Genomic DNA, 25780 nt, shown 5'->3' with positions numbered 1-25780 from the left:
CGAACTCCAGCACCCGGCCGGAGAACGCGAGCCCGGAGAAGCCGCCGCCCGGTGCCGAGCGGGCGGATCCGGCGGCTCGGGTGTCGCCGGGGTCGACGTCATCCCGGCAGGCTGCGCCATCGGCATTCAGCGGCCCGCCCCTTTGCCGGTGGCGAAGCCGGCCAGGATGACGTCGATGGCGCGGTCGAGCACGGCCGGCGGGGCAGGGGAAACGGTAGTGGTCTGGGTCAGGGCGCGGATCAGCAGGTAGAGCTCGTCGACGCCGACGTCCTGCCGGATCTCGCCGGTGGCCTGGGCCCGCCGGAGCACCGCGTCGACGCCCGCCTTCACCTGGCCCGCCGCGGCGACGACGGCCGGAGGTGGCGCCGCACCCAGCATGGAGGCCAGGGTGAGCTTGGTGGCGCCGTGCTTGATCAGGTCGCGGATCAGGGCGGTCAGCGCCGCCGTGGGATCGGGCGCGGCGGCCGCGGCCCGCGTCCGGTCGAGCAGTCCGGTGAAGTGGCGCACCAGCGTGGCCTCGATCAACGTCTCCTTGGCCGGGAAGTGCCGGAACACGGTCGCGATGCCCACGCCGGCCAGCCGCGCGACCTCCTCGGTGGAACCGGCCTCGCCGTGGGTGCCGAAGACCTGCTCGGCGGCGGCGAGGATGCGCTCGCGGTTCTCCCGGGCGTCTTGACGCATGACACGTACTGTAACCGGAGCCTCGACTTCGGTAGCGTAAACGGAGTCCGGACTTCGCTAACCCGTTTGGAGTCGCGCCGTGCGCACACCCGAGGAAACCGTCCGAGCCGTCGCCGACGGCGTCTGCCGTCTCATGCGGGGCGGGCTCACCGCCGAGGAAGAGGCAGCCGAGCTCGACGAACTGGCCGCCTGCTACGCCGAGCGCACCGACGTCCGGCACCCGTTCAGCCCGCTCGGCGACACCCCGCTGCTCAGCCGGGCCGCGCTGCGCGAGCACTTCGCCGGCGGTGGACGGACGGCCGGCGTCGAGAGCTACGAAGTGGCCGGCGACCACGTCCACGCGACTCCGGACCCCGAGGTGGTGATCTTCGAGTTCCGGTACGAGGGTGTGATCGACGGCCGCGCCTTCACGGTCCCGTGCATCTTCGTGGTGCGGGTCCGCGACGGCGAGATCGTCGAGTCCCGTGACTATGTGGACCATGTGGCCGGCGCCCGTGCGTTCGGCCGCCTCCCCGGGCTGGCCGCCGCCCTCGCCGAGCCGGCCACGGCCTGACCCGCCTCAGGACTGCTGAGATTCAGCGCGGCCGGAACAGATAGTTGTTCGTGTGGGCGCACACCCGCTCCGCCGGCCGCCACCCCCGCTCCCAGGTGTACATCACGTACCCCCGCGCCGTGAGCCACCCGACGACGTCCCCGGGCGAGTATGCGTACCGGCAAGTGTGTCTCTCCTCGATCTCGATGAACATCACGGGACGGAATCTGTCCACGGTCTCCGCCGCACCGTGCAGCACGTGCAGTTCCCCGCCCTCCACATCGATCTTGACGAAGTCCAGACGGTGCAACCGCGCCTGAGCCACCATCTCGTCCACGGTCGTCACCTCGACCAGCACGTCCTCGTACCGGGTGAACTCGTCGCCGGAGCCGACCCCGCGGCTCTTCCAGTCGAGGAAGGAGCGGCTGGTGGCCGGGCCGGCCGGGGTGTACGGCACCCGCATCGCCACCCGCCCGGGTTCGGCGCCGAGGGCGACCGCGCGATGGTGGACGTTGGCACGCCGCTGGGCACCGAGGACGCGGGTCCAGAACGGGTGCCCGAAGGTCAGCGGCTCGGCACTGTGCACCGCGCCGTCCGGGCCGGCCAGGTCGGACAGCAGCCGGCTGTACAGGCCGGCGGCCGATCCGATGTCCAGGCACACGTCGCCCGGCCGGACCAGGCCGCCGATCGTGTGCAGTTCGGCGTCGAGGTACCGGGTGTGGCGCGACAGGGTGGTCGCGACTGCGTTGAGGATGGTCACGGCCCCGAAGGTAGGCGGTGGGCGGCCGCCGCGAATCGGCCGGCGGGCTTACGCCCCGGGGCTTACCAACCCCATCTCGTACGCCATGATCACCAGGTGCACGCGGTCGCGCGCGTCGAGCTTGGTGAACAGGCAGGCCACGTGAGCTTTGGCGGTCGCCGGGCTGATGTGCAGGCCGGCGGCGATCTCCGCGTTGGAGCGGCCCAGGCCGACCAGGGTCAGCACCTCCCGCTCCCGCTCGGTGATGCCCTCGGCGGAACGGTGGACCGGGGCGGGCACGGCCGGACGACCGGTGAACTGCTCGATCAGCCGCCGGGTCACGCTCGGGGCGATCAGAGCGTCCCCGCCCGCTACGACTCGGACCGCGCCCAGGATGTCGTCCAGGGCCATGTCCTTGACCAGGAATCCGCTGGCCCCGGCGCGCAGTGCGGCGTAGACGTACTCGTCGTCGTCGAAGGTGGTCAGGATCAGCACCTTGGGCGGATCGATTCCGGACAGCAGGTGCCGGGTCGCCTCGATGCCGTCCATCACCGGCATCCGGATGTCCATCACCACCACGTCCGGCCGCTGCTCGCGGGCCAGGCGCACCGCCTCGGCGCCGTTGCCGGTCTCGCCGACCACGGTCAGGTCCTCGGCATCGTTGATCAGGACCCGCAGACCGTTCCGGATCAGCGGCTGGTCGTCGACGAGCAGCACCCGCACGCTCATGCGCCCTCGCCCGGCATCGGGATCCGCGCGTACACCCGGAAGCCGCCGGAATCACGCGGACCGGCGCTGAAGTCGCCGCCGAGCAGGCTGACCCGCTCGCGCATGCCGGAGATCCCGTATCCGTGATCACCGTGGCCGGTGACGCCGCGCCCGGCGTCGGTCACCTCGATCGTCAGCATCTGCTGTCCCTGTTCGATCACGACGTCGCACCGGTCGGTGGCGGCGTGCCGGATCACGTTGGTCATCGCCTCCTGCACGATACGGAACGCCGACAGGTCGATGTCCGGCGGCAGTTGCGCCTGTTCCCGGCTGCGCCGCAGAAAGACCTTCAGACCCGCTTGCTCGGTACGGGCGATCAGGCTCTCCAGATCGTCCAGACCGGGCGCCGGATCCCGCGTCACCGGCCCCGCCTCGAGGTCGTTGCGCCGCAGCGTGCCCAGCATCCGTCGCAGTGCCGCCGCGGTGTCCCGGCTGGTCTCCTCGATGTTGGCCAGCGCGTTGCGGGCCTCGGCCGGCTGGGTGTCGATCACCCGGCGGCCCATTCCGGCCTGCACCGCGATTACCCCGATGCTGTGCGCGATCATGTCGTGCAGCTCCCGGGCGATCCGCAGCCGCTCGGCCTGCACCGCCCGGTCCTCGGCCTCGGTCCGTTGCGCGGCCGCGTACAGCCGGCGCTGCCGGACCGAGTTGCCGATCACCCACGCGGTCACGACGCCCAGGATCTCGATCACGTAGAGGGTGGTCAGGCCGTTCGGGTTGTCCAGCGCGGCCAGCAGCATCTGGGCCACGGCGGTCGCCACCGCGGCCGTGACCGATTGCCACCGCGGAGTCTTGGCGGCGACGTTGCCGACCACGATGTCGGCCAGGACCAGCAGCGGGATGAGCAGCACCCGGCCGGAGAACTGCTGATGCACGGCCGGCACGACCACGGCCGCGCTGATCACCACGATCACCAGGGCCGCGATGGGACGCCGGCGCATCAGGCCCAGCGGCAGGCCCAGCACCAGCACGATCGCGGCGATCTGGATCAGGACGTCGCCGGTCGGCATCATGGCGGCCAGGAAGAGGGCGACCGGGAACAGCAGCGCGAGACTCCAGCGTGACAGGCCACCGAGACGTACAGACATGTCGATGATCGTATCGGCGCTGGTCAGCGCGGACATCGGCCCACGGGTGTACGCCCGTGGGCTACCCGCCGCCGACCGCGATGTGATCCACGGGCCGATGTGCGTCGATGCGTGCACCCGGCAGGTTGTCGGCCATGAAGAAGAACATCGTCCTGGCCGTCCTCACCATGATCGTCACCCCGTCGGCCGGCACGCTGCTCGCGCCGCCGGCCACCGCTCCACCCACTGCGGTGAACCGCCCGCCCGGCACCTACCTGCTGTTCGACGCGCGGGGCCAGGGCCGGGTCGCCCAAGTGTTCGGGGACCTGTCCACCGCGCGCCGGATCGCCGTGCTCGTGCCCGGCATGTCGCACCGGCTGCAGAACTTCTGGCGCGGCGTCGGCGGTAAGCAGTATCGGTCACCGGCGACCCAGGCCGCGGATCTCCAGCAGGCCATGGGCCCGGGTGATCACGCGGTGGTGGCCTGGCTCGGCTACACCACCCCGCAGACCGTCCGGCAGGCCGGGCGCGAGGACCTGGCCGGCGCGGGCGCCGACGCGCTCGTCGCGTTCGTCGGTGACCTGACCACGGCGTACCCGCGGGCCACGATCGCGCTGCTCGGGCACAGCTACGGCTCCACGGTGATCGGCCTGGCCGCGTCCCGGCTCCCGTCGCGGGTCACCGACATCGCGGTGTTCGGCAGCCCGGGGATGGGCGCCGACAACGTCGCCGGTCTGCACACCACGGCCACGGTCTGGGCCGGGCAGGGCGCGGGGGACTGGGTCCGCTGGGTGCCGGGTCTGCGACTGCTCGGTCTCGGACACGGCACCAAGCCGACCGATCACGCCTTCGGCGCCAAGATCTTCGAGACCGCTGACGTACGCGACCACGACCACTACCTGGCGCCGGGCACCGATTCGCTCGCCGCCCTGGCCCGGATCGCCGGGGGTGCGGCATGATCCCGGCCGATCGGGACCGCACCGTCGACGCCCTGCGAGCCGTCGCCATCCTCGGCGTGGTCCTCGGCCACTGGTTGGTGTCCGCCCTGGTCAGCGACCCGGCCCAGCCGGCCGCGTGGCACGGCGCGAGCCCGCTGGCCGGCCATCCGGCGCTGATCCCGTTCACCTGGGTGCTCGAGACACTCGGCCTGTTCTTCTTCGCCGGCGGTTTCTCTGCCGCCCGTGGCCTGCGCCGCCGCGCCGCCCGGCCATGGCTGACCAGCCGGCTCACCCGGTTGATCCACCCGATCCTGGTCCTCGCCGCGGTGTGGCTGCCCGCGCTCGGGCTGCTCCGGGCGGTCAGCGCCCCGGCGAGCACCCGGCACGCCGTGTGGTCCCTGGTCGCGCACCCGATGTGGTTCCTGATCGTGTACGCCGTCCTGCTCGCCCTGACCCCACTGCTGCGCACCGCCGTGCTCCGTTGCGGCCTGTGGACGGCCGTGGTTCCGGTCGCACTGGTCGCGGCGAGCGACGTCGTGCGCCACCTCGGCGTGGACTCCGCACTGCTCCTGCCGGCCGCCCCGATCGGGTGGGCTGCCCCGTACATCCTCGGGATCTGCTTGTCCGAAGGTCTTCTGACCCATCGGCACGGGCGCGTCCTGGCCGTCGGCGGGCTCGTCACCGGGGCGGTCCTGGTCGTCGTGGCCGGGTACCCGGCCAGCGCGGTCGGCGTCCCAGGCGACGGCTGGTCCAACCTCGACCCGCCGTCGCTGTTCGCCCTCGCGCTTGCCGCGGCCCAGCTCGGCCTGTTCCTGCTGCTGCGGCCCCGCCTCGCGGCCGTGCTGCACCGGCCGGGGCTGTGGCGGCCGGTCATCGTGCTCAACCTGGCCGCCATGACCCTGTTCTGCTGGCACCAGACCGCGCTGCTGCTGGTCACCTTCGCGAGCCTGCCGGCCGGCCCGCTGCCCGGCCTGCTCGACGAGCCGGCCGGGACGTGGCCGCTGCACCGGCTGCTGTGGCTGCCGGTCTTCGCGCTCGTGCTGGCCGGCCTGTGCGCGATCTTCCAGCCCCGGCCTTCACCCCTGCGCCGCAGCCTCCCGGCGGCATGCGACACGAGTCCGGCCCCGGCAGGACAGGACGCGGCCGGGAGAGGTGAGGGCTTTCCCGCCGTGGCCGGCATGGCACAGCGTGACTCCCTGCCGACTCCTCCGCCGTGAAGACGCCCCGCCCTCGCCGAGCCGGCCACGGCCTGACCCGCCTCAGGACTGCCGCAACCTCAGGACTGCCGCAGCCGGTAGAGGGTCAGTGCGGCCAGCGAGGGCGCGTCCACGATCTGACCGGAACAGATCATCTCCGCGATCTCGGCATCGCTGAACGCACGGTGGACCATGTCCTGCTCACTCGCCTCCCGGTCGGGCAGGCCCTCCTCGAGCTCCGTCGCAAGGTAGACGTCGAATCCCTGCGTCGAGTATCCGTACGCCTCGAACAGATGCCCCAGATGCTTCATCGACCCGGCGCGCAGGCCGGTCTCCTCGGCCAGTTCGTGCCGGGCAAGGACAACCTGATCGCCGGTGGCGTCCCGGCCCCAACTGCCCTGCGGGAACTCCCACGCTCGTCGTCCCACCGGGTAGCGGAACTGCTCCACGAGCCAGAACCCGTCACGACTGCGGGGCAGGACCAGCGCGAAGTCCAGCTTCTCGACCACGCCGTAGATGCCCGGGCTGCCGTCCGGCCGTCTGATGTGGTCCTCTCTGACGGTCATCCATGGGTTCCGGTACACCACGCGGCTGCTGACCTGTTCCATCGGGCGATCATCTCAACCCCGGCTGCCCATGACACGGAAGGACCGCGGCGGAGCCGTTGCTTCGTCGCGGCGGTAGAGGGCGCGGCTCGTGGCGATGAGCAGCCCGTCCACGCTCGTTAAACCGCGTTGCGGGCCGCAGGCCGCGTCTCTAGGCTCGCGTCTCATGATTCCGGCAACCTGGATCCCGTATCGGCGGGCCGAGGACGACGAACTCCTCGGCTATCTGCGTCCCGTCGAGGCCGGCCCCGAGCGGCTGCGTGTCCGGAACGTCGACTACGGATACGAGGGCAACATCGGCGACATCTTCGTCCTCGACGTGCCACCCGGCGACGTCCTGCGTCGTCGATAGACCCCATGTTCGAGCACCGGCGCGCTTGCTCCCCTCGTGCCGGCACGGCTCAGCGGGCCGTTGGGCAACCACCTCGTGCCCGGCTGCTCTGGTCAGCCGATGTTCTGACCGGAGCAGCCGGAACCCCGCCGTCGGGACCGGGGCCGGGGCCACTTCACCTCATTCCGGTCGCCCACCACGCCACAGCAGAGATCACTGCTGCGGCGGCTGGTACCCGACCGTCGGCTGGGCGTACGGGGCGTGCTGGCCCGCCTGCCACGCGGCGTACTGCTGCGCGGCCTGCGCGTACGCAGCGTGCGCGGCGGTGACGAACTGCGGGTGCGCCTTCGGGAAGTCGACGGTGGAGCCGTCCCGCGACGCGAAGCCCCCCGGCAGCATGCGGTAGGCGCCACGGGCCAGCACGAGAAGGCCGGCGAAGGCGGCGACGAGGCCCAGCAGGGTCAGCAGCGCGCCGGTGTCACCGGCTCCGCTCGCGACCACGAAACTGAGCGGCAGCAGGGCGATCAGGGCGATCCCGGTGATCAGCCGGTTCTTGTGCGTTTTCTCGCACTGCGGGCAGAACGGCCAGGCTTGTGCCCGCACCTCCTTGCGAAGGATCAGGGTCACGATCAGGAACGGCAGGGCGCCGAGAATGATCAGAAAGTACGACCAGATCGGCGGCTTGGACCAGAACTTGACCGGCTTGCCGACGGAGGCGGCCTCGCCGTGCCGCGTGCACACCTGGGGTATGCCGGTGCCGTTCTGGACCAGGCCGGATGGGATTGCGATGCTCATGAAAGCCTCGAAGTAGATGCAGCCCGAGGGCTGAAGTCGATCAGGATGGCGCGTGATGCTAGCAGGGGGTTCTTGGGCTCGGACTTGCGCATTCCCACTGTCCTGGCGCCGTGGCTGCCGGCAACTTCCGCGGCAAGACGTATCGTCGGTCGGCGTGGAAGCAAGAACCGATCTCGATGCGAAAGCCGGCGTGACGGCGGAACCCGTGCCGTTCCTGCTCGACATCGACGGAACGCTCGTCGACTCGCGGCACGTGGTGGAGGACGCCTGGCGGGAGGTGGCCGCGCGTTTCGGCGCTGACGCGGACGCCATCCTCGCGGTCTGCCACGGGCTTCGCGACGAGGACGCGGTCGCCCGGTTCTTCCCCGAGCCGCTGCGCGCCGCCGTCGTCGACCACATCGCCGCCATCGAGCAGGAACGCGCCGCTGACGTCGTGGCCATGGCGGGCGCCCAGCGTTTTCTCGCCGGGCTGACGCCGGGCCGGTGGGCCGCGGTCACCTCGGGGTCGCGCCGGCTGATGACCGCCCGGCTGCGCGGAGCCGGTCTGCCGGTGCCCGCCGTGTTCGTCACCGCGGACGACGTGCGGCACGGCAAGCCGCATCCGGAGGGCTATCTTGCCGCCGCGGCGCAACTCGGCGCCGACATCAAGGAATGCGTGGTGGTCGAGGACTCGCCGACGGGAGTCGTCGCGGGCCGGGCCGCCGGTGCGTTCGTCGTCGGCCTGGCCGCTGATCCGGCCGCCCTCACCGAGGCCGACGTGGTCGTCCGGACGATCGCGGACGTGCCGCGCGCGGTGGCGGGACGCCGCGACAGCTGAACTCGGCTGGAGAAATGGTCAGCGGCGATAGACGGTCACGCCATAGTCCTGGAGCACGACCTGATATCCGAGGGCCGGCAACCGGTCGCGGGCGACGCCCATCGACCCGGGAGTGGCCATGCTGGTGTCTGGCGGGTCGCTGACGGCGACCCATTCGGGCAGGACACCGATCTGCGGGTACGCCGGGAAGAAGTACACCTCGCATCGGGACGTGAGCTGCGGCGCCAGCCGGTTGTCGGCGGCCACCCGGGCATCGTCCGGTATGCGGGCGAGCGCGAGTCGTACCGCATCGGCGCCGCGCATGCCCGGGTCGAGGAGCCCCCGCAGCGGTAAAGGCGCCAGCATCGTCGCGGCGAGGGCGATCACGCACGCGGCGTGGGCCGCCGCCCGGGCCCGCCGCTCGGGAAGCGCGTCGAGGAACGCCACGAAGACGATCGGCATGAGGACGGCGCTGTACTGGAACCCGGTGCCCCAGTAGGAGGGGTTCGCCGACCAGAACCGCCAGACCAGGGTCGGCGCCGCGACCAGGAACAACGGCGATCGCAGCGCCAGGAACAGCGTCGGCGCCAGCAGCCACAGCAGGGTTTTGATCTTGGTTGCCGGCAGAAACAGGCGCTGCAAGGGGTCCTGGCCGTCGAGAGTCGTGCTCCCGGCGTACGCGTAAACGTGCGTGGGGTTGAGCGCCGGCAGCAGCACGCCGACGATCAGGAGACCCGAGCCGACCGCGACCACGATCGTCGTGACGCCCAGCCGCCGGCGCCCGCGCCACACCAGCAGCATCCCGATGACCGCCACCGTCGCCGGGAGGTCCTCCTTCACCGCGATCAGCGGCACCGCCCATCCGGCCGCGGCGACCCACCGGCGCTCGACGAACGCGACCAGGCTGAACGCCAGCAGTGGCACGGCGAACGCCACCTCGTGGAAGTCGAAGTCAACCGCCGACTGCAGACCCCAGGACATCCCGTACGCGATCCCGGCGCTCACCGCGGCCCCGAAACCCGCGACGCGGCCGGCCAGCGCGGTGACCGGGATCGACGACACCGCGAGCAGCGCGGCCTGCGCGACGAGCAGCGTGACCGGGCCGGGAAACACCCGGTAGAGCGGGGCGAGCAGCGCAAGGATCGGGTGGAAGTGATCGCCCAGCAGGTTGAAGCCGGGCCCTTTGATCGTCGACGTGGGCGCGCCGGGACCGGCGTAGCCGCGCACCGCCTGCTCGAAGATGCCCAGGTCGTAGCCCCTGGTCAGCAACGCCCGATGCCGGTGCACCGACCAGCACGTGTAGAGCAGGAACAGCGCGGCGGCCACGACGTAGGGCGCTGCGGACAGCCGGGTGGTCTCCGGCGAACGGACAACGGTGGTCTGCATGCGGCGATGCTCGTGAGCCGCGCCTGAACCCCCGCTGAATCAACCTGAACTTCCTTCAGCCTCGCGGTGCTCCGGCAGCTCGGCGACGAGACACGCGCCGTTCGAGGTGTCCGCCACGTAGAGGCGGCCGCCGTGGCGAACGGCGATGTCGCGGGCGATGGCCAGGCCCAGGCCGGCGCCGCCGTCACCGCGATCGCGGGCCTCGTCGACGCGGGCGAACCGCTCGAAGACCCGTTCCCGGTCGGCTTCCGGGATGCCGGGGCCGTCGTCGCGGACCTCCACGCGCACGAGGCCCGGCTCAGGCCTCGCGACGGTGACGACGATGCGGTCACGGGCGTATCGGGCGGCGTTGTCCAGGAGATTGACCAGCATTCTGACCAGCTCGTCCGCACGCCCGAGGACCAGCGCGGGATCCCAGGCCACCGCGATGAACCGTTCGTCCGGTGGCACGCGGTAGCTTCGTTCGCCGACCAGTTCCTCCGCGATCGCGGCCAGGTCCACGGTTTTCCCGGTGGCAGGTGCAGTCCGCTCGAAGCGGGCGAGCAGCAGCAGGTCCTCGGTGAGCCGCTGCAGGCGCTCGGTGGTCACGCCGAGGACCGTCAGGTCCGCGGCGCCGCCGTGCGCGAGGGCGACCTCGACGGTGTTGCGGAGGCCGGCGAGCGGGCTGCGCAGCTCGTGCGCCGCGTCGGCGACGAACCGGCGCTGCCGCTCGGCGGCGTCGGCGAGCCGGTCGAGCGTCTCGTTCATGGTCACGGCCAGTTGTTCGATCTCGTCACCGGTACGGGGCTGGGGCACCCGGCTGCTCATGTCCGCGGCGGTGATGCGGGCCAGTTCGGCGCGCATGCGTTCGACCGGGCGCAGCGCACGGCCGGAGGCCCACCACGCGATCGCGGCGACGAACACGATCGCGGCGGGGAGGCCGCGGCGGAGCCAGCGGTCCACCGGGGCCACGGCAGCCTCCGCGTCGGCCGAGTCGATGAGCATGTAGACCGTCGTCGTGAAATCTTCTGACAAGCGGTGGTGGGGCAACAGGGTCACCGTGCGGTCGTCGAGTCGCCCGTGCGCATCGCTGCGCGCGGGTGGCAACAGGACGTCGATGGTGTGGAAGGGGTCGCTTGGTGGGAAAGCGGGAAAGGTTAGACCGCCTTTCTGTACGTAATAAGCCAGTTGGCCCTGAATCAACAGCACTGTTCCGCGGTTGTCGACCACCGCGAAGCTGATGTTCATGCCGTAATAGGGAAACTCGTACCACTTCTCGTAGCCGTCTTCATTGCCCACGTCTGGCGGCCGGTTGGCCAGCGCGCCGCCGGCCGCATCGAATCTGGCGGCCTGCGTGTCATACGTCAAGGCGATGGCGAGGGCCTGCGACTCCGCGGTGGCGATGGACCCCGCAATGCTGTTCGCGTAGATGACGTGGCGCAGCCAGAGCGCCCCACCCCCGAGACACAACGCGGCTGCCAGCGCCGCCGCGGCCGCCGCCCGCACGCGCACCGACGCCAGCCGCGGCCTACGCACGATCGTCCACCAGTCGGTAGCCGACCCCGCGTACCGTCTCGATGGTCCGCAGTCCGAACGGCACGTCGATGCTGCGGCGCAGCGCGCGGATGTAGACCTCGACGATGTTGAGGTCGCCGTCGTAGGCCGTGTCCCACACCTCGTCCAGGATCTCCGCCTTGCTGACCACGGTGTTCGCCCGCCGCGCCAGGCAGGCCAGCACCGCGAACTGCTTGGCGGTGAGCGTGATCGGCGTCGGCCCGCGCGCACAGCGGCGCTGCCCCTGGTCCACGACCAGGTCACCGACGCGCAGCAGGGCCGGCCGGGGCTCACGGCCACGGCGGAGCAGGGCTCGCACACGGGCCAGCAGGACGACGTACGAGAAAGGCTTGGTCAGGTAGTCGTCGGCTCCGGTGTCCAGAGCCTCGGCCTCGTCGTACTCCCCGTCCTTGGCGGTCAGCACCAGCACCGGCGTGGTGATGCCGGCCGCCCGGAGCCGGGCGCACACCTGGAAGCCGTTCAGCCGCGGCAACATCAGGTCGAGGATGACGGCCCGGTAGCCCTCGGTCAGGGCGTATTCGAGGCCGGCGTTCCCGTCGTGGGCCACATCAACTGTGTAACCCTCGGCGAGCAGGCCACGACGCAGGGACTCGGCCAGTTCCCGCTCGTCCTCCACCACCAGCAGCCGCATCGGGCCATCCTTCCAGGACCCGCCGGAAGATCCTGAAGTCGATTTCAGGAAAGGGGTGGGAGAGTTTGTCGGTTCGGGGCGGCGGCGTTCGTAGCAGTGGTGAGGTCGCCGCACCGCGCGGCGCACCCGGATCCTCGCAGGGAGATCAGACCGTGACTGCCACGTACACCTTCGACATCTTCTCGACGCTCGACGGCTTCGCGAACCACCGCGGCGACTGGGGTGGTTACTGGGGCAAGCAGGGCCCGGAGTTCCTCGCGCATCGCGCCGCCGCCTACCGTGACCCGCTGCGCATGGTGCTCGGGGCCACGACGTACTCGTCGAACGCGCCGTTCCTGGCCCCGGGTTTCGACAGCGGCCTGTTCGACGAGTGGATCACGCGGATGTTCGCGTCGCCGGTCACGGTGCTCTCCAGCCGGCTGACCGAGCCGCTCGCCTGGGCGGGGACGACCATCGAGTCCGGCGATCCGGTCGAGGTGGTCCGGCGGCTCAAGGCCGAGTCCGGCGTGCCGCTGCGCTCGCACGGCAGCCTGACGCTCAACCGGGCGCTGCTGAACGCCGGCCTGGTCGACGCGATCGAGGTGACGGTCTTCCCGGTGATCTCCGGGGCGACCGGGGTCGACCGGATCTTCGACGGCGCGGGCGACTTCGACCTGCGGCTGCTCGACAACCGCACGTTCGACGGCGACACGCAGGTGCTGACGTACCGTCCGGTCCGGCACGGGTGAGCGGGGCTCAGCGACCGGCGTGGACGACGGGCGGCTGCGGGATCACCGGCGGCCCCGGCCCCGGCCGCTCCGACGCGGCCCCGCCGATCGTCACAGCCGGGCCCATCGACCCGCCCGGTTCGCGTCTGAGGCAAATGCGCAAGATCAACCCCGGTTTCCGGTACGGCGGGGGAGACGCACCTCACGAAGCGGGTTTGACCCCAGCTCGCGCCGCCCGTCCCGCCCGTCCCGCCCGTCCCGGCGGCCGATCGTGAACTGCTCTGCCGGTGATTGGGTAATCACTACGCATGGACGATCAGACGTACACGCTCCTCGCCGAGCCCGGCGAATCCGGGCGCGCCGTTGTCCTGAAGATCCGCGGCGCCCTCGACATCACCTCCCGCGACGACGTGGCCACGACGATCGCCGGCATCGTCGCCGGCGGCTGTGACCGTCTCGTCGTCGATCTCGCCGAGGTCACCTTCATCGACTCCGAGGCCCTGAGCGGCCTGCTGGAGGGCTACGCCGCGGCGGACCGGGCCGGCGTCCCGATGACGGCGGTCGGAGCCCGGGGCATCGTGCACCGGGTCCTGCAGATCACCGGCCTCCTGACCGTGCTGCAGCACCCCTGACCCGGAGCTGCCGCCGCGGGCCGCGTGCTCCGCCGTCACCGCGCCGGCACACCGGTCAGCCGCCGCCGGCGACTTGCCGCCGAAGGGCAGCCATCATCAGACCGCCTGCGGCATCGGCTCCGCCAGACAGACCCTAGTGTCCGAAGGAGTCGGAGTCGGTGACCGCGGACTCGCCCCGGTCCAGCTCGGACAGCGCCACCATCTGCTTGTCGGTGAGCTCGAAGCCGAACACGTCCAGGTTCTCCCGCAGTCGCTGCGGGTCGGCCGACTTCGGGATCGGCACCAGGCCCAGCTGCAGGTGCCAGCGCAGCACCACCTGCGCGGGGGTACGGCCGGTCTCCCGCGCGATCTCACCGACGAGCGGCAGGTCGAGGACGGCGACGCCCTGACCACCGATCGGGGACCAGCTCTCGGTCACGATGCCGTGCTGCGTGTGGAACGCCCGGGACGCCTCGCGCGTGGCGGCGGGGCTGAGCTGGATCTGGTTGACGTCCGGCGCGACCCCGGTCGCCGCGATGATCCGCTCCAGGTGGGTGGGCTTGAAGTTGCTCGTGCCGATCGCCTTGACCCGGCCGGACTCCAGCAGCTGCACCAGCCCCTCCCACGCCTCGACGTAGCGGTCGTGCGCCGGGTTCGGCCAGTGGATCAGCAGCAGGTCGAGGTAGTCCAGACCGAGCGTGTCCAGGCTGCGCTGGGCAGCCTGCGCCACCAGGTCACGCCCGTGCCACTCCTTGTTGAACTTGGTGGTGACGAAGTACTCCGCCCGGTCCAGCCCCGCGGCGCGCAGACCGCGGCCGACGCCGAGCTCGTTCCCGTACGCCTGGGCGGTGTCGATGAGCCGGTAACCGGCGCTCAGCGCGTCGGCGACGACCCGCTCGGCATCCTGGTCCTTGAGCGGCCACGTGCCGGCGCCGATCCGCGGCATCTCCGCCCCGTGCAGCAGCCGCACCGTCGGTTCGATCGGGTTGCTCATGTGGATCCTCACGTCGTTCCTGTTACCAGCGCGAGCCTACCTCCGCCCGGCGGCTGACCAGCCCCGCCCGGGCAGGCTCCGCGGTGGCCGGGCGGTCACCGTCGCACACCGCTGGGCTCAGCCTCCGTTGGCGGAGAAGTGCATGAAGTCCTTGAGCGATCGGTAGTCGCCGCCCCACTTCCAGCCGACCTCGGCGAACGCCGCCACGACCGGCCCGCGCGCGAGGACCATTCCGGGCCGGGCGTTCCCGCGGTCGAGGTAGGAGGTGGCCAGCTCGGGAAGGACCACCTTGCCCTTGTGGTACGGGTTCTGGAACGGATCGACGTCGACCGCCAGCCCGTACGCGTGCTGCGACCACGCCTTTCGTCCCCGCACGGGACGGCACGCGAACACCTCGGTGGTGTTGCCGTCCCCGGTCGGCGCCGCGTTGAGCTCCGCGACGCTGCTGATCCGCATCCGCTCGATCGGGTAGTTCTCGGCGAACAGCCTGCCGAACACCGTGACCAGGGGTTTCGCGGCGCGCTCGTGGACCAGCAGCTCCCCGGTGTGCGCCAGCCCGTCGAACCCGCGGAAGCCGACCGTCACGTACCGCAGATCCTGCGCCTTGACCGGGCACGCGCTGGTCCAGCTGGAGCGGGCGAGCACGTCCGCCGGAACCGCCTGGACCGTCGAGTGGAAGCGGCCGTCGACCGGTGGCGGCAGCTCGTCCGTCGTGACGATCGAGCGGTTGAGCAACTCGGGCGGGGTGATCCGGGCAGCGGCGAACCCGTCCGGCCCCACCGGCAGAACCCGGGTGCCGAGCCAGGCCGGCGCAGCGGTGGCAGTGCCGGCCGGCGGAACCGCGGGACTCGGCGCGACGGCCGGGGAAGAGGCACTGACCGCCGGGGGAGCGGCACGCACGGCCGGGGAGGAAGCCGGCGGGAGCGCCGCGGGCGTGGACGCTTCGCCGGAACAGCCGGCCAGCGCGCAACAGACCAGCGCGGCCACCACGAGCGCGCCCGGCCGCCGCCTGTCCTTGGTCACGCCCCGACAATATCGGCGCCCGCGCAACGGTGGCGGCCCGAGGCGACCGGCTCGACGTTCAGGACACGCGGCGTGCCGCGTCGTGGTCGTCGAGCGCCCGCGTCAACGCCCGGCACACCTGCCCGTAACGGATCGCGTCGTCGGTGCACAACACCCGCACCGGCGCCCGCGCCACCGTGATCCACAGCTCCCTGGAACGGCCGTACCGCCGGATGTCCTCCATCGCCTGCAGGCCCGTCGAACCGGCCGCGAGGTGCGCGATCACCCGTACCAGCAGAATGGCGGCGACCAGCAGCAGACCGCGACCCGCCCAGATCCACCGCGTGCTCCACCAGACCGCGGCCTCCACGACGATCGCCACGAGCAGCACCGCCCACGCGATCAGCGACTTGCGCCCGGCGGCCCGGCGCGCGCCGCGCCACGCCTGCTCGATGTCACCCAGGGCGTAGGTCCGCCCGCGCACCTCGACGCCCGACGCGGCGACCGTGATGTCCGCGTCCTGGTAATAGATCCGCATCCCGCACCACCATCCGTACCCAGGATGCGACGGAACACGAGATCAGGTCATCGACCGACACCTGATCGGGCTGTCACATTCCGGCAGATCGGGCCGTCACATCCGGGCGCCAGGTGTCACGTGCCGCAGCCGATGCGCCGGCACCCCGGCGGACGCCAGCCGGTCGGCGATCAGCTGATGGGGATGATCGAGGAAGACCGCGACCTTGTGCTCGTCGCCCAGCACGCAGGCGGCGGCCAGCGTCCCCAGGTTGATCGGGTCCAGATCGCCGACCTCGATCAGGTCCACGACCAGGCGTAACGGGCGGGTGTGCCGGATGGCGTGCACCAGCGTGCGCTGCAGGTCCACCGCATCCGCGTCGTCGAGGCTGCCGTGCGGCCGGATGACGAGCGTGCCGTCGGGTCCGGTGCCGATGTGGACCGTCGTGGCGGTCATCGCAGTCAACCTTCCGTAACCCCGATGTTTCCCGAGACGCCAGATTACGCACCGCATGCCGCGCGGTCGATGGCCGCCGGTCACAACAAGGACCACAATCCCGAAGACCTCCTTGCCCATCTCCGCCGTGGTCCGGACCGTCGCTCCCGCGGGGACCCTTGCGCTCCGAGCAGGGCGCGGGGCGCCCAGAACGCTCGGACCGCAAGGGCGGCCTCCGTGGCCGGGCACGGTCACCCCAAGATCAAACCAAGCCCCACCACGGAAGGTCCCGCTCGTCAGCCGGCCCTCACCGTGGTTGTCCGGGCGGCGCAACAACGGTGGGAGCCAGCTCGGGGAGCGCGGGCGCGCCGAGGGCTCGGGCAGCGTCGGAGGTCGCGGTTGCCGGCTGGTGCTCATGGTCGTTATCCGGCCCGGATAACGACCATGAGCACCAGCCGGCAAGGGTGCGGCGCGCTGCAGGCAGGTCGCGGCACCTGATGTCACGCCCTGCGGGATGCTGGCCGGGCGCCGCGCCTGAGGTCCACGCCATTCGCGACATCCCCTGAACGGCCGACCGCTCCCGCGCGGCGCGACGCCACGGACGGATGAGGCCGCTGTTCCGGCGATCCAGGCGCATTTAGCGTCAGACCATGACGAAACTGGCCTCGGTCGTCGCCGCGGCGTTACTGGTCACCGTCGCGACGGCGACACCCGCGCACGCATGGACCGACGGGCCGGCCGCGGTTCCGGCGTGGACCCCGCTGTGCGAGGACGGGCAGCGCGACACCGCCACCCAGTGGGCCGCGATCGGCGACTTCACGGCGCCGCGGCAGGTGACCTGGGCCGGTGGGAGCCGGGTCGAGCTGCACTACAACGGGGAGGGCCGCTGCGCGTGGGGCTCGTACACCGGCGCGAAGCCCGCTGTGCTGTACGTCGACCGGTCCTCCGACGGTGGCGCGCACTGGGAGGGTCCGCTGGGTTCCCGGGGGCCGGGCGAATCGGCGTACACGGGCGTGTACAACGACAGCAGTCCGTACGTCATCCGAGCCTGCGCCAGCTCTCAGGGCCACCTGCACTGCACCGACTGGTACTGACCTCGGCCGACCGGCTCCTCGTCCTTCGTGGCAGCCCGCGATGTGGACGCCGGTCCCGGCAAGTGGCGGATCCCGTCCCGCATCGGAGGATCCCGATCGCCGTGATCCGTGGGTGATCGTGCTGACAACGGCCGGGCGTGGCCACGCCGATCGGGCATGCTTGACGGGCACGACGACGAGGGAGGATGCGCGATGGCTACGGAGAAGGCGATTCTGGCCGGTGGCTGTTTCTGGGGCATGCAGGATCTGATCCGCAAGCGCCCCGGGGTGGTGACGACCCGGGTCGGTTACACCGGCGGTCAGGTGGAGAACGCGACCTACCGCAACCACGAGGGGCACGCCGAGGCCATCGAGATCACGTTCGATCCGGCCCGGACGTCCTACCGGGATCTGCTCGAGTTCTTCTTCCAGATCCACGACCCGACCACGCTGAACCGGCAGGGCAACGACATCGGCACCAGCTACCGCTCGGCGATCTTCTTCGAGAGCGACGAGCAGAAGCGGGTCGCCGAGGACACGATCGCCGACGTGGAGGCCTCGGGCCTGTGGCCGGGCAAGGTCGTCACCGAGGTGACCGCGGCCGGTCCGTTCTGGGAGGCCGAGCCGGAGCACCAGGACTATCTGGAGCGCATCCCGAACGGTTACACCTGCCACTTCCCCCGCCCGGACTGGAAGCTGCCGCGCCGCCAGTCGTGAGGGATCGGCGCCGGGCGACTGCGTGCCGAGTCGGCCGGCAGCGGATGCTCAGTGGCAGGCCGGCCCGGCCCGCCACTGAGCGCACGGGTCAGCCGATCAGCAGGTCGGCCCAGCCCCATAAGACGCGGTGGTCGGAGCAGGGGGCGCTGCCGCAGGTGCTCAGCGGCAGCGAGTCACCCAGGTGCTGGCCAGTGCTTGGCGTTCAACGCCGCAGCGACTCGGCCGGCGCGACGAGGGCGTAGGCGGAAGATACGTCGGACGGGTCCCCGCGCAGGTAGACGGCGAACAGTTCGGCGGGCAGCGTGCCGATCCAGTTGGCCGTCGGCGTCGCGTCGCAGGCGATCTCGACGGTGGCCAGCACATTGCCGGAGGAGCCGGGCGCGCCGCTCTGCACCTCGATCGAGAGCATCTTGCCGGGCGTCGCCGAACTGCAGGCGGCATGCACCCAGTACTCCTGATCGGCCCGCGCCTTGCGGCGGATGGTGCTGACGCGGCGATCGTTCCCGGTGCCGGCGACCACCCGGGACAGTTCGCCGTCCACGACGGCGGGCGGTTGCAGCCGATGTGGCGGTGTACCGAGGCTCGCGGCCGCCGGGGCAGCCGGGGTCGACGGGGCTGCTCCGAGCCGGGACGCCGGGGCCGATCCGGGCCGCGGCGCAGGGTCGTTCGTGCAGCCCGCGAGCGCGGCAAGGGCGACAAGGGCGAGGCCGGCGAGGCCGGCGAGGGCGAAGCGGGCGGGCGCCAAGTGGGCCAGGGCGAAGCGCGCAAGGGCATGGCGGACAGGGCCGGCGGGGGCGGGGCCGGCGTTGATCAGGGCGGGCTGCCGTGATCTCGGCACGGCCCCATGATCGCACAGGATGCCGATGGGCCCGGCGCGACTGTCAGGTACGGGAGCGGCGCAGGAGCCAGACGAAGTAGGGGGCTCCGATCAGGGCCATCATGAGCCCGGCCGGGATCTGCGACGGCGCGATGACCGTGCGGCCGAGCGCGTCCGCGACGCCGACGAGCAGGGCGCCGAGCAGCATGGCGACCGGGATGACGCGGCTGTGGCGGGCGCCGGTGAGGCTGCGGGCGAGGTGCGGGGCGACGAGTCCGGCGAAGCCGACCACGCCGACGGCGACGACGCTCACCGCGGCGGTGACCGCGGCGATCGTGAGCAGGGTCAGTCGCGCGGCTTCACGACGTACGCCGAAGATCTTGGGAGTGTCCTCGTCGATGGAGAGAAGGTCGAGCTGGCGACGAAGGCCCAGCACCGCGGGGGTCGCGACGAGCAGCACCACGGCGACTAGGAGCACGTCCGCGAACGACCGGCCGTAGGTGGTGCCGGAGAGCCAGGTCAGGATCCGCGGCGTGTCCCACGGGTCGGCGCGCAGCAGCAGGAACGTGCTGACGTCGGTGAGCGCGTAACCGCAGCCGATGCCGATGAGCAGGAACCGGTCGGGCAGGATGCCGCCGCGCCAGGCCAGCACGGCGATCACCGCGAACGTGGCGAGTCCCATGGCGACGGCGGTGACGACGAGCGCGGTCCGGCCGCCGGAGCCGGAGGTGACCACGATGACCGCGCCCAGCCCGGCGCCGGCGGTGATGCCGAGCACGCCCGGTTCGGCGAGCGGGTTGCGGACCGTGCCCTGCACGACGGTTCCGGCCAGGGCGAGCGCGGCGCCGGCGACGACGGCCGCGGCGACGCGCGGGGCACGGTCGTCGAGCGCCCGGGCGATCAGGTCCGGCGCGGCGCCCTGCAACCAGAGGACGAGATCGCCGGTACGCAACCACAGGCTGCCCGCCAGCAGACCGCCGATCACCGTGACGACCAGCAGCGTGGCCGTGATGCCTAGAACGGTCAGGAACCGGCGGCGCGAGCGGACCGCGACGTGCGCGCGGGGCGCCTCCCGTCCGGCGCCGGTGTCGCGCAGCCGCAGCGCGAGGACCACGATGACCACGGCGCCGAGCAGCGAGGTCGGGATCCCGGTGGGGATCGACGCGGCGGCCTGCGCACCCATCGCGGCGCGCAGGCCGGCGTCGGCGAGGAGCACGAGCAGCGCCCCGGTCAGCCCGCACGCGGGGATGAGAAACGCGTGCCGGCTCAGGACGCCGATCCGGTTCGCGGCCAGGCGCACCGCGACGGGCGCGGCCAGTCCGATGAACGCGATCGGCCCGGCCAGGGTCACCGACACGCTGGTCAGCAGAACCGCGCAGAGGATGGCGGCGATCCGGGTCGACCGGATCGGCACCCCGAGCGAGGCGGCCGTGTCGTCGCCGAGTCCGAGCACGTCGAGGCGCCGCGACAGCAGCACGGCGACGACGAGCACGACGGCGATGACCGGGGCGGCGCGGGTGGCGGCGTCGAGGTTCAGCTGGGCCAGTGAGCCGCTGCCCCACGCGTACAGGCCGGTGGTGCTCTCCTTGAACAGGATCAGCAGCACCGCGGTGGCCGCGTCGAGGGCCAGCGCGACCGCCGAGCCGGCCAGGATCAGCCGGGTCGTTCCGATGCCGGAGGCGGTGCCGACCAGCGCCAGGACGAGGCCCGCGGCGAGCAGGCCGCCGCCGAACGCGACGGCGCCGGAGGCCCACAGCGGCACGGCGAGCCCGAACGCGGCGACCGCGCACAGCGCGAAGTACGACCCGGCGGTGACGGCCAGGGTGTCCGGGGCGGCCAGGGCGTTACGGGTGACCGACTGCAGGAGCGCGCCACCCGCGCCGAGCGCGACGCCGACCGCGATCCCGGCGAACATGCGGGGCAGGCGGGAGCCGGTGACGATGTCGGCGATCGGGACGCCACCGACGTCCGGGTGCGCGCCCAACAGGTAGCGCAGCAGCTCCCCGACGCCCACCCCGGAGGTGCCCTGCGTGACGTGCCACAGTCCGACCAGGATCACGGTGACGAGCAGGACGGCGAGCACCGCCGCCCCGCTCGTGCCCCGCCCGAGCCCGATCGGCGCCCGGGTGTCGCTCACTGCTTGGTCAGGATCTTCACGTAGGCGTCGATCGCCTCTTCGTTCGACTTCGGGCCGCCGGCGCCCCAGACGCCCGCCGGGAAGGCGTGCGCGCGGCCCTCGGCGACGGCCGGCAGCTTCGTCCAGATCGGGCTCTTGACCAGCTCCTTGGCGTAGCTGTCGGCGGTCTGGTCGTCGGAGTAGAACAGGGTGGCGCCGCCGACGGCGGTGAGTCCCTCGATGTCGGTCTGCGCGAGGCCGTACGCGGGGTCGACGCCCCCGCTGCCGTACGTCTTGTTGATCGCGTCCGTCCAGGCGGCGGTCATCCCCAGCTGCTCGCCGAGCTCGGTGAAGAGCGCACCCTTGCCGTACGGGCGGATGACGACGTTGCCGCCCTCGATCCAGCCGTCGAAGAACAGGAAGTCCTTGGCGGTCACGGATGCTGCCGCGACCTTCTGCTTGGCCTCGGCGAGATGCTGGTCGAACTGCTTGATGACCAGGTCGGCCCGCTCGGTGCGACCGGTCGCCTGGCCGATCATCGAGAAGACCTTCTTCATGTTCGCGATCTGGCCGGACGCGTCGGCGCCGACCGTGGCGAGCACCGGGACGCCGCGCTTCTCCAGCTTGGTGATGATCTCGTCGTTGGCCTTGAACGCCTCGACGATGATCAGGTCCGGGTTCGCCGCGTAGAGCTTGTCGAGGTCGGGCTCGCCGCGCTCGCCGGTGTCGACGACGCTCGCGGGCAGCGTCTCCGCTTTCACGTACGTGGTGTAGCCCTTGGCGTCGGCGACCGCGACGGGGTTGAGGCAGAGCGTGAGCACGTCCTCGGTCTGCTGCCACTCCAGCACCGCGACCCGGGACGCCGGCTTGGCCAGCTCGACCTTGCGGCCGACCCCGTCGGTCAGCGACACCGGGCCGGTCGCCGTCGTGGTCCGGTCGTCGGCGCAGGTCTGCGACGCGGGGGCGGCGGACGCCACGGCGGCCGGCTCGACCTTCGTGGTGCCGCAGGCGGTGAGCGCCGCGGCCACGGCAAGGGTCGCCGTGGTGGCCGCGAGGCGGGAAACGGGGATCATGCGGTTCGTTCTCCTGGGTGGATCTGGGTGCGGGCGGGATGCCGCCCGATCGGGTCGATACGGATACGGCCGGTGCGCGCGTCGACCTCGACCTCCACGCGCAGGCCGTAGACGTCGCTGAGGTGCTCGGCGGTGAGCACGTGCCGGGGGTCGCCGGCGGCGTGGATCCGCCCGTCCTTCAGGAGGACGAGCGTGTCCGCGACGCGGGCGGCCTGGTCGAGGTCGTGCAGCACGATGCCGACGGCGACGCCACGCTCGTCGGCGAGATCGCGTACCAGGTCGAGCGTCTCGATCTGGTAGCGCAGGTCCAGGTGGTTGGTCGGCTCGTCGAGGAGCACGACGCTCGTCTGCTGGGCGAGGCAGGCCGCGAGCCAGACCCGCTGCATCTCGCCGCCGGAGAGCTCACCGACAGGACGAGAGGCCATGTCCCGTACGCCGGTGGCGGTCATCGCGTCGTCGATCGCGTTCCGGTCGGCGGGGGCGAGCCCGGCGAAGCGGCGCCGGTGCGGATGACGCCCGAACGCGACGACCTCGCTGACCGTCAGCCCGTGCGGGGTCTGACGGGACTGCGAGAAGAGGGTGACCTCCTGAGCGAACTGCCGGGCGCTGAGCCGCGCCACCGCGTGATCGCCGAGCAGCACCCGGCCCTCGCCGACACGGTGCAACCGGGCGAGGGAGCGCAGCAGGGTGGACTTGCCGCTGCCGTTCGGGCCGATCAGCGCCGTGACGTGGCCGGGCTCGAGGGTGACCGAGACGCCATGGACCACTGCCGTCTTCCCGTACCCGAGCACGAGCTGCTCACCGCGCAGGACGGTCGTGGACATCGTTCGGCTCCGACTCAGTTAGGTTTGCCTTGCCTAACGGAGGCTAGATGATGATCTTGTCGTTCTGCAATCCGGCCCGCCCGGCACGAAGAACGCGTCGTGCAGCTCGGCCGCTGCCGTCGAACGCGCCGAGGCTGAGGCCGGAGGAGAGCGCAACCATCGTGGGAGCCGCCTGCGGCGCCTCGACCAAGATCGCTACCGTGGGCCATGTGATTCAGCCCGCGGACGGTCACGTCCACACCGAATTCTCCTGGGACGCTCCCGACGGTTCCATGGAACGGACCTGCGCCCGCGCGGTGCAGCTCGGTCTCCCGGCCGTCGCATTCACCGAGCATGTCGACTACTCCCGGTGGACGGTCGACGACGTGGTTCTGGAGCGCTCACCGCTGCGGCGCGAGCTGACCGGCCCCGACGGCGTGCTGGTCCCGCCCGAGCTGGACCAGGAGCGCTATCTCGCCTCGATCCAGCGGTGCCGCGAGCTCTTCCCCTCACTCCGCGTCATCAGCGGCGTCGAGCTGGGCGAACCCCACTGGAACGCCGTGCCGGTCGCGAAACTGCTCGGCACCGGCCACTACGAACGGGTGCTCGGCTCGCTGCACGCCCTGCCCGTCGATGGCCGGCTCGTCGAGGCGAACGCGCTCTACCGCCAGCGCCCCGCCGTCGAGGTGCTCCGGCTCTACCTGGCCGAGATCGCCGACCTGATCGCCCGCACGGATGCCTTCGCGGTCCTCGCCCACCTGGACTACGCCGTACGCGGCTGGCCCGCCGAGGCGGGGCCGTTCGACCTGCACGCCTTCGAGGACGAGTTCCGGCACGCGCTGCGCGCCCTCGCCGCCACGGACCGGACGCTGGAGGTCAACACCCGTATCCCGCTGGCCTCGGAGATCGTCCGCTGGTGGCGCGACGAGGGCGGCAAGGTGGTCACCTTCGGCAGCGACGCCCACGTCCCGGACGCCGTCGGCACCGGCCTCTCCGCAGCCGTCCACATGGTCGAAGCACACGGTTTCCGGCCCGGCCGTCATCCGTACGACCGGTGGACCCTCCCGGGGTGACGCCCGCCGGGAGGACGGGCGGGCCGAGCCGGACATCCCCCTGGTGGACCCGATATGTCGCCGCGCTCCCGCGAAAGGCCATTGGGGTCAGTTGATACGGTGTGCCCGATCGTGCGGGCCGTCAGCGGTCGGCGGGAAGGGTGCGCGGTGGGGGAGATACGGCTGTTGGGGCCGGTCGAGGTCCGTACAGCCGATGGGTCCGTTCTTGGCGGCGAACCCCGGCGCCTGGCCGTGCTGGCGGCATTGGCGGTCGACGCGGGCCGGGTGGTGCAGGCGACGACCTTGATCGACCGGGTCTGGGGTGAGGATCCACCGGGGCAGGCGGCCAGGACGCTCGGCACCTACATCACGCGGATCCGTCGCATGCTGGAACAGTCCTTCAGCGATGTGACAGTGGTCAATCACCCCGGCGGCTACCGGTTGACCGCCGTGCCCGACCAGGTCGACCTGATCCGGTTCCGTGACCTGGTGGTCCGGTCGCGGGCGTCGTCGTGCACGCCGGAGACCCGTGTCGAGTTGCTGCGGCACAGTGTGTCGCTGCACCGTGGCGACCCGCTGACCGGCGTGAGTGGAGCGTGGGCGACGCGCACCCGCGAACAGTTGACCGATGAGCTGCTGACGGCCAGGGCGGAATGGGCCGAGGCCGAGTTGGCCGTCGGCAACGCGACGGCGGTGCTGGCGCCACTGAGCACGCTGGTCGATGCCAATCCCCTGGTGGAGCCGCTGGTCGTGGCGCTGGTGCGGGCGCTTGTCGACGCCGGGCGGCCGACCGAGGCTCTGGAACGGTGCCGCCTGCACCAGCAGCGGCTCGCCGACGAGTACGGCACCGAACCGAGTCCGCAACTGATGGCGCTCTACACAGAGACTTTGCGCGGCGACCGGCATCCGGCCGGCGCCGCCCAGCCCCCGACTTCGGCGGCGCCGCCGCCCCTGCCCCCGCCCCCGCCCCCGACTTCGGCGGTGGCCGCCGACCGGCCCGTCTCACCCTGGAAGCGCCGCCGCCGGTATGTCACGGCGACCGTCGCCGTGGGAACGACGCTCGCCGTGACGCTGGGCGCCGTCGCGATGTTCCGGCCGTCCGGGCGAACCGCCGCCGCCACCCCTTTCACCGTCACCGAGGATTTCTCGGGCACGGAATTGACGCCGATGCAGTGGGCCGCCAATCAGGCCCAGCGGGAGAACGGCTCGTCGTGGTCGCCGAGCGCGGTGCGGGTCGGGGGCGGCGAACTGCAGATCAGCGGTACGGGCCGGAACCCGACCGGCGCCGGCAACGTCGCTGGTGCCGTCTGCTGGTGCCTGGAGCAGGGAATCGTGCGCAGCTACGGGGTGTGGGAGGTGCGGGCCAAGTTCGACGTCGGCTCCGGCTACGCCCCGGCCCTCGGGTTGTATCCCGGTGCCGGCCCGGACACCCCGGGCTGGGGCTTCATGACGATGGCCCGGTTCGACGAGGGTGATCGCCGGGTGATGTATCCGGTGATGGGCGGGTCTGCAGCCGAGCACGTCGACGGCGCCGCGGTGACCGGAGACTTCACCACCTGGAACACGTACGCGATCGAGTGGCGGCCCGAGTTCGTCACCATCTCCCTCAACGGTGCGGTCATCCTCGACACCCGGAAGTTGCCCGGCCCGGTGAGCATCCCGACCGTCCCGATGTTTCTCTACGTGCAGATCAACCCAGGCCCCGAGGGTTCGATCCCGGCCCCGAACCAGGAGACACCGAACCAGGTCGCGGCCCACGTCGACTGGGCGCGCTACACGAGCTGACCTGCACCGCAACGATTCCGCAGTCGACCCTCCCGGGCGGTCTGCGTTCGTGACAGCAT

29 protein-coding genes are annotated in these 25780 nt (G+C 71.7%); 11 read left to right on the top strand and 18 right to left on the bottom strand.

Annotated elements, in window-relative coordinates; all coding sequences use genetic code 11:
• Positions 1-126: 126 nt before the first annotated feature.
• On the bottom strand, positions 127-681 hold the full coding sequence (locus Acy02nite_RS27955; protein WP_203745888.1) for a TetR/AcrR family transcriptional regulator: 555 nt from the start codon (positions 679-681) through the stop codon (positions 127-129).
• Between the two features lie 79 nt (positions 682-760).
• On the opposite strand from Acy02nite_RS27955, the gene Acy02nite_RS27950 reads away from it, so the two are divergent.
• Positions 761-1234, top strand: coding sequence for a nuclear transport factor 2 family protein (locus Acy02nite_RS27950; protein ID WP_203745887.1), 474 nt, complete (start codon positions 761-763; stop codon positions 1232-1234).
• A gap of 22 nt (positions 1235-1256) precedes the next feature.
• Here the strand turns inward: Acy02nite_RS27950 and Acy02nite_RS27945 are convergent, their stop codons facing one another.
• From Acy02nite_RS27945 to Acy02nite_RS27935, 3 genes are read right to left on the bottom strand one after another with little or no spacing between them, the layout of a single operon-like run.
• Positions 1257-1973, bottom strand: a complete 717-nt coding sequence (locus tag Acy02nite_RS27945) for an FkbM family methyltransferase (protein WP_203745886.1) — start codon at positions 1971-1973, stop codon at positions 1257-1259.
• A 48-nt stretch (positions 1974-2021) separates the two neighbouring features.
• Positions 2022-2681, bottom strand: a complete 660-nt coding sequence (locus tag Acy02nite_RS27940) for a response regulator (protein ID WP_203745885.1) — start codon at positions 2679-2681, stop codon at positions 2022-2024.
• Positions 2678-3808, bottom strand: coding sequence for a sensor histidine kinase (locus Acy02nite_RS27935; protein ID WP_203745884.1), 1131 nt, complete (start codon positions 3806-3808; stop codon positions 2678-2680). Before Acy02nite_RS27935 ends, Acy02nite_RS27940 begins: the two co-directional genes overlap by 4 nt.
• Before the next feature lie 134 nt (positions 3809-3942).
• Here Acy02nite_RS27935 and Acy02nite_RS27930 point away from each other — a divergent pair, with 134 nt between their 5' ends.
• Both Acy02nite_RS27930 and Acy02nite_RS27925 read left to right on the top strand, forming a co-directional pair.
• A complete protein-coding gene (locus Acy02nite_RS27930; protein WP_203745883.1) occupies positions 3943-4746 on the top strand; it encodes an alpha/beta hydrolase in 804 nt (267 codons plus the stop codon).
• Positions 4743-5942 carry an acyltransferase family protein gene (locus tag Acy02nite_RS27925; protein ID WP_203745882.1) on the top strand — a complete coding sequence of 400 codons (1200 nt, stop codon included), beginning with the start codon at positions 4743-4745 and terminating at the stop codon, positions 5940-5942. The genes Acy02nite_RS27930 and Acy02nite_RS27925 overlap by 4 nt, the downstream gene beginning before the upstream one ends.
• Positions 5943-6001: 59 nt before the next feature.
• On the opposite strand, the gene Acy02nite_RS27920 is transcribed toward Acy02nite_RS27925, so the two are convergent.
• Entirely contained in the window at positions 6002-6529 is a 528-nt protein-coding gene (locus tag Acy02nite_RS27920; RefSeq protein ID WP_203745881.1) for an NUDIX hydrolase, read from the bottom strand.
• 163 nt (positions 6530-6692) lie between these two features.
• Between Acy02nite_RS27920 and Acy02nite_RS27915 the strand changes: the two genes are divergently transcribed.
• Positions 6693-6878 carry a hypothetical protein gene (locus Acy02nite_RS27915; RefSeq protein ID WP_203745879.1) on the top strand — a complete coding sequence of 62 codons (186 nt, stop codon included), beginning with the start codon at positions 6693-6695 and terminating at the stop codon, positions 6876-6878.
• A 192-nt stretch (positions 6879-7070) separates the two neighbouring features.
• On the opposite strand, the gene Acy02nite_RS27910 is transcribed toward Acy02nite_RS27915, so the two are convergent.
• A complete protein-coding gene (locus Acy02nite_RS27910) occupies positions 7071-7652 on the bottom strand; it encodes a hypothetical protein (RefSeq protein ID WP_203745878.1) in 582 nt (193 codons plus the stop codon).
• 154 nt (positions 7653-7806) lie between these two features.
• On the opposite strand from Acy02nite_RS27910, the gene Acy02nite_RS27905 reads away from it, so the two are divergent.
• Positions 7807-8469 (top strand): HAD-IA family hydrolase, encoded by a 663-nt coding sequence (locus tag Acy02nite_RS27905; RefSeq protein ID WP_239175272.1) that lies wholly within the window; start codon positions 7807-7809, stop codon positions 8467-8469.
• A gap of 18 nt (positions 8470-8487) precedes the next feature.
• On the opposite strand, the gene Acy02nite_RS27900 is transcribed toward Acy02nite_RS27905, so the two are convergent.
• The 3 genes from Acy02nite_RS27900 to Acy02nite_RS27890 are packed head-to-tail and all read right to left on the bottom strand — an operon-like array spanning position 8488 to position 12019.
• Positions 8488-9834, bottom strand: coding sequence for a DUF2079 domain-containing protein (locus Acy02nite_RS27900; protein WP_203745876.1), 1347 nt, complete (start codon positions 9832-9834; stop codon positions 8488-8490).
• 39 nt (positions 9835-9873) lie between these two features.
• Complete coding sequence (locus Acy02nite_RS27895; RefSeq protein WP_239175271.1) at positions 9874-11325, bottom strand: sensor histidine kinase; 1452 nt, start codon at positions 11323-11325, stop codon at positions 9874-9876.
• A 16-nt stretch (positions 11326-11341) separates the two neighbouring features.
• Entirely contained in the window at positions 11342-12019 is a 678-nt protein-coding gene (locus tag Acy02nite_RS27890) for a response regulator transcription factor (protein ID WP_203745872.1), read from the bottom strand.
• 152 nt (positions 12020-12171) lie between these two features.
• Between Acy02nite_RS27890 and Acy02nite_RS27885 the strand changes: the two genes are divergently transcribed.
• Both Acy02nite_RS27885 and Acy02nite_RS27880 read left to right on the top strand, forming a co-directional pair.
• On the top strand, positions 12172-12747 hold the full coding sequence (locus Acy02nite_RS27885; protein ID WP_203745870.1) for a dihydrofolate reductase family protein: 576 nt from the start codon (positions 12172-12174) through the stop codon (positions 12745-12747).
• 287 nt (positions 12748-13034) lie between these two features.
• The gene (locus tag Acy02nite_RS27880; protein ID WP_203745869.1) at positions 13035-13358 is read left to right on the top strand and encodes an STAS domain-containing protein; all 324 of its coding nucleotides are present in this window, start codon (positions 13035-13037) and stop codon (positions 13356-13358) included.
• A gap of 133 nt (positions 13359-13491) precedes the next feature.
• Here the strand turns inward: Acy02nite_RS27880 and Acy02nite_RS27875 are convergent, their stop codons facing one another.
• From Acy02nite_RS27875 to Acy02nite_RS27860, 4 genes are all read right to left on the bottom strand, one after another.
• Positions 13492-14331: an aldo/keto reductase gene (locus tag Acy02nite_RS27875; RefSeq protein WP_203745867.1), complete on the bottom strand. Its 840-nt coding sequence runs from the start codon at positions 14329-14331 to the stop codon at positions 13492-13494.
• Positions 14332-14448: 117 nt separating this feature from the next.
• Positions 14449-15354 (bottom strand): M15 family metallopeptidase, encoded by a 906-nt coding sequence (locus tag Acy02nite_RS27870; RefSeq protein ID WP_239175270.1) that lies wholly within the window; start codon positions 15352-15354, stop codon positions 14449-14451.
• A 58-nt stretch (positions 15355-15412) separates the two neighbouring features.
• Positions 15413-15871, bottom strand: coding sequence for a DUF6232 family protein (locus tag Acy02nite_RS27865; RefSeq protein WP_203745859.1), 459 nt, complete (start codon positions 15869-15871; stop codon positions 15413-15415).
• A gap of 96 nt (positions 15872-15967) precedes the next feature.
• A complete protein-coding gene (locus Acy02nite_RS27860) occupies positions 15968-16306 on the bottom strand; it encodes an STAS domain-containing protein (protein WP_203745857.1) in 339 nt (112 codons plus the stop codon).
• Positions 16307-16935: 629 nt separating this feature from the next.
• On the opposite strand from Acy02nite_RS27860, the gene Acy02nite_RS27855 reads away from it, so the two are divergent.
• Both Acy02nite_RS27855 and msrA read left to right on the top strand, forming a co-directional pair.
• The gene (locus Acy02nite_RS27855; protein ID WP_203745855.1) at positions 16936-17379 is read left to right on the top strand and encodes a hypothetical protein; all 444 of its coding nucleotides are present in this window, start codon (positions 16936-16938) and stop codon (positions 17377-17379) included.
• Between the two features lie 192 nt (positions 17380-17571).
• Positions 17572-18075 carry a peptide-methionine (S)-S-oxide reductase MsrA gene (gene msrA / locus Acy02nite_RS27850; protein ID WP_203745853.1) on the top strand — a complete coding sequence of 168 codons (504 nt, stop codon included), beginning with the start codon at positions 17572-17574 and terminating at the stop codon, positions 18073-18075.
• Between the two features lie 202 nt (positions 18076-18277).
• On the opposite strand, the gene Acy02nite_RS27845 is transcribed toward msrA, so the two are convergent.
• The 5 genes from Acy02nite_RS27845 to Acy02nite_RS46705 are packed head-to-tail and all read right to left on the bottom strand — an operon-like array spanning position 18278 to position 23095.
• Positions 18278-18913, bottom strand: a complete 636-nt coding sequence (locus tag Acy02nite_RS27845; protein ID WP_203745844.1) for a hypothetical protein — start codon at positions 18911-18913, stop codon at positions 18278-18280.
• Between the two features lie 43 nt (positions 18914-18956).
• On the bottom strand, positions 18957-21029 hold the full coding sequence (locus Acy02nite_RS27840; RefSeq protein WP_203745842.1) for an iron ABC transporter permease: 2073 nt from the start codon (positions 21027-21029) through the stop codon (positions 18957-18959).
• The gene (locus Acy02nite_RS27835; protein WP_203745840.1) at positions 21026-22081 is read right to left on the bottom strand and encodes an iron-siderophore ABC transporter substrate-binding protein; all 1056 of its coding nucleotides are present in this window, start codon (positions 22079-22081) and stop codon (positions 21026-21028) included. The genes Acy02nite_RS27840 and Acy02nite_RS27835 overlap by 4 nt, the downstream gene beginning before the upstream one ends.
• A complete protein-coding gene (locus Acy02nite_RS27830; protein ID WP_203745833.1) occupies positions 22078-22905 on the bottom strand; it encodes an ABC transporter ATP-binding protein in 828 nt (275 codons plus the stop codon). The genes Acy02nite_RS27835 and Acy02nite_RS27830 overlap by 4 nt, the downstream gene beginning before the upstream one ends.
• Before the next feature lie 43 nt (positions 22906-22948).
• On the bottom strand, positions 22949-23095 hold the full coding sequence (locus Acy02nite_RS46705; protein ID WP_239175269.1) for a hypothetical protein: 147 nt from the start codon (positions 23093-23095) through the stop codon (positions 22949-22951).
• A 19-nt stretch (positions 23096-23114) separates the two neighbouring features.
• On the opposite strand from Acy02nite_RS46705, the gene Acy02nite_RS27825 reads away from it, so the two are divergent.
• The gene (locus tag Acy02nite_RS27825) at positions 23115-23957 is read left to right on the top strand and encodes a PHP domain-containing protein (RefSeq protein WP_239175268.1); all 843 of its coding nucleotides are present in this window, start codon (positions 23115-23117) and stop codon (positions 23955-23957) included.
• A 54-nt stretch (positions 23958-24011) separates the two neighbouring features.
• Positions 24012-25721 carry a BTAD domain-containing putative transcriptional regulator gene (locus Acy02nite_RS27820; RefSeq protein ID WP_264653304.1) on the top strand — a complete coding sequence of 570 codons (1710 nt, stop codon included), beginning with the start codon at positions 24012-24014 and terminating at the stop codon, positions 25719-25721.
• The last annotated feature ends 59 nt before the right edge of the window (positions 25722-25780 follow it).

Origin of the sequence: Actinoplanes cyaneus (assembly GCF_016862095.1) — a bacterium.
In the GTDB taxonomy this organism is placed as follows: domain Bacteria; phylum Actinomycetota; class Actinomycetes; order Mycobacteriales; family Micromonosporaceae; genus Actinoplanes; species Actinoplanes cyaneus.
This window is presented reverse-complemented; position numbering and strand designations above follow the sequence as displayed.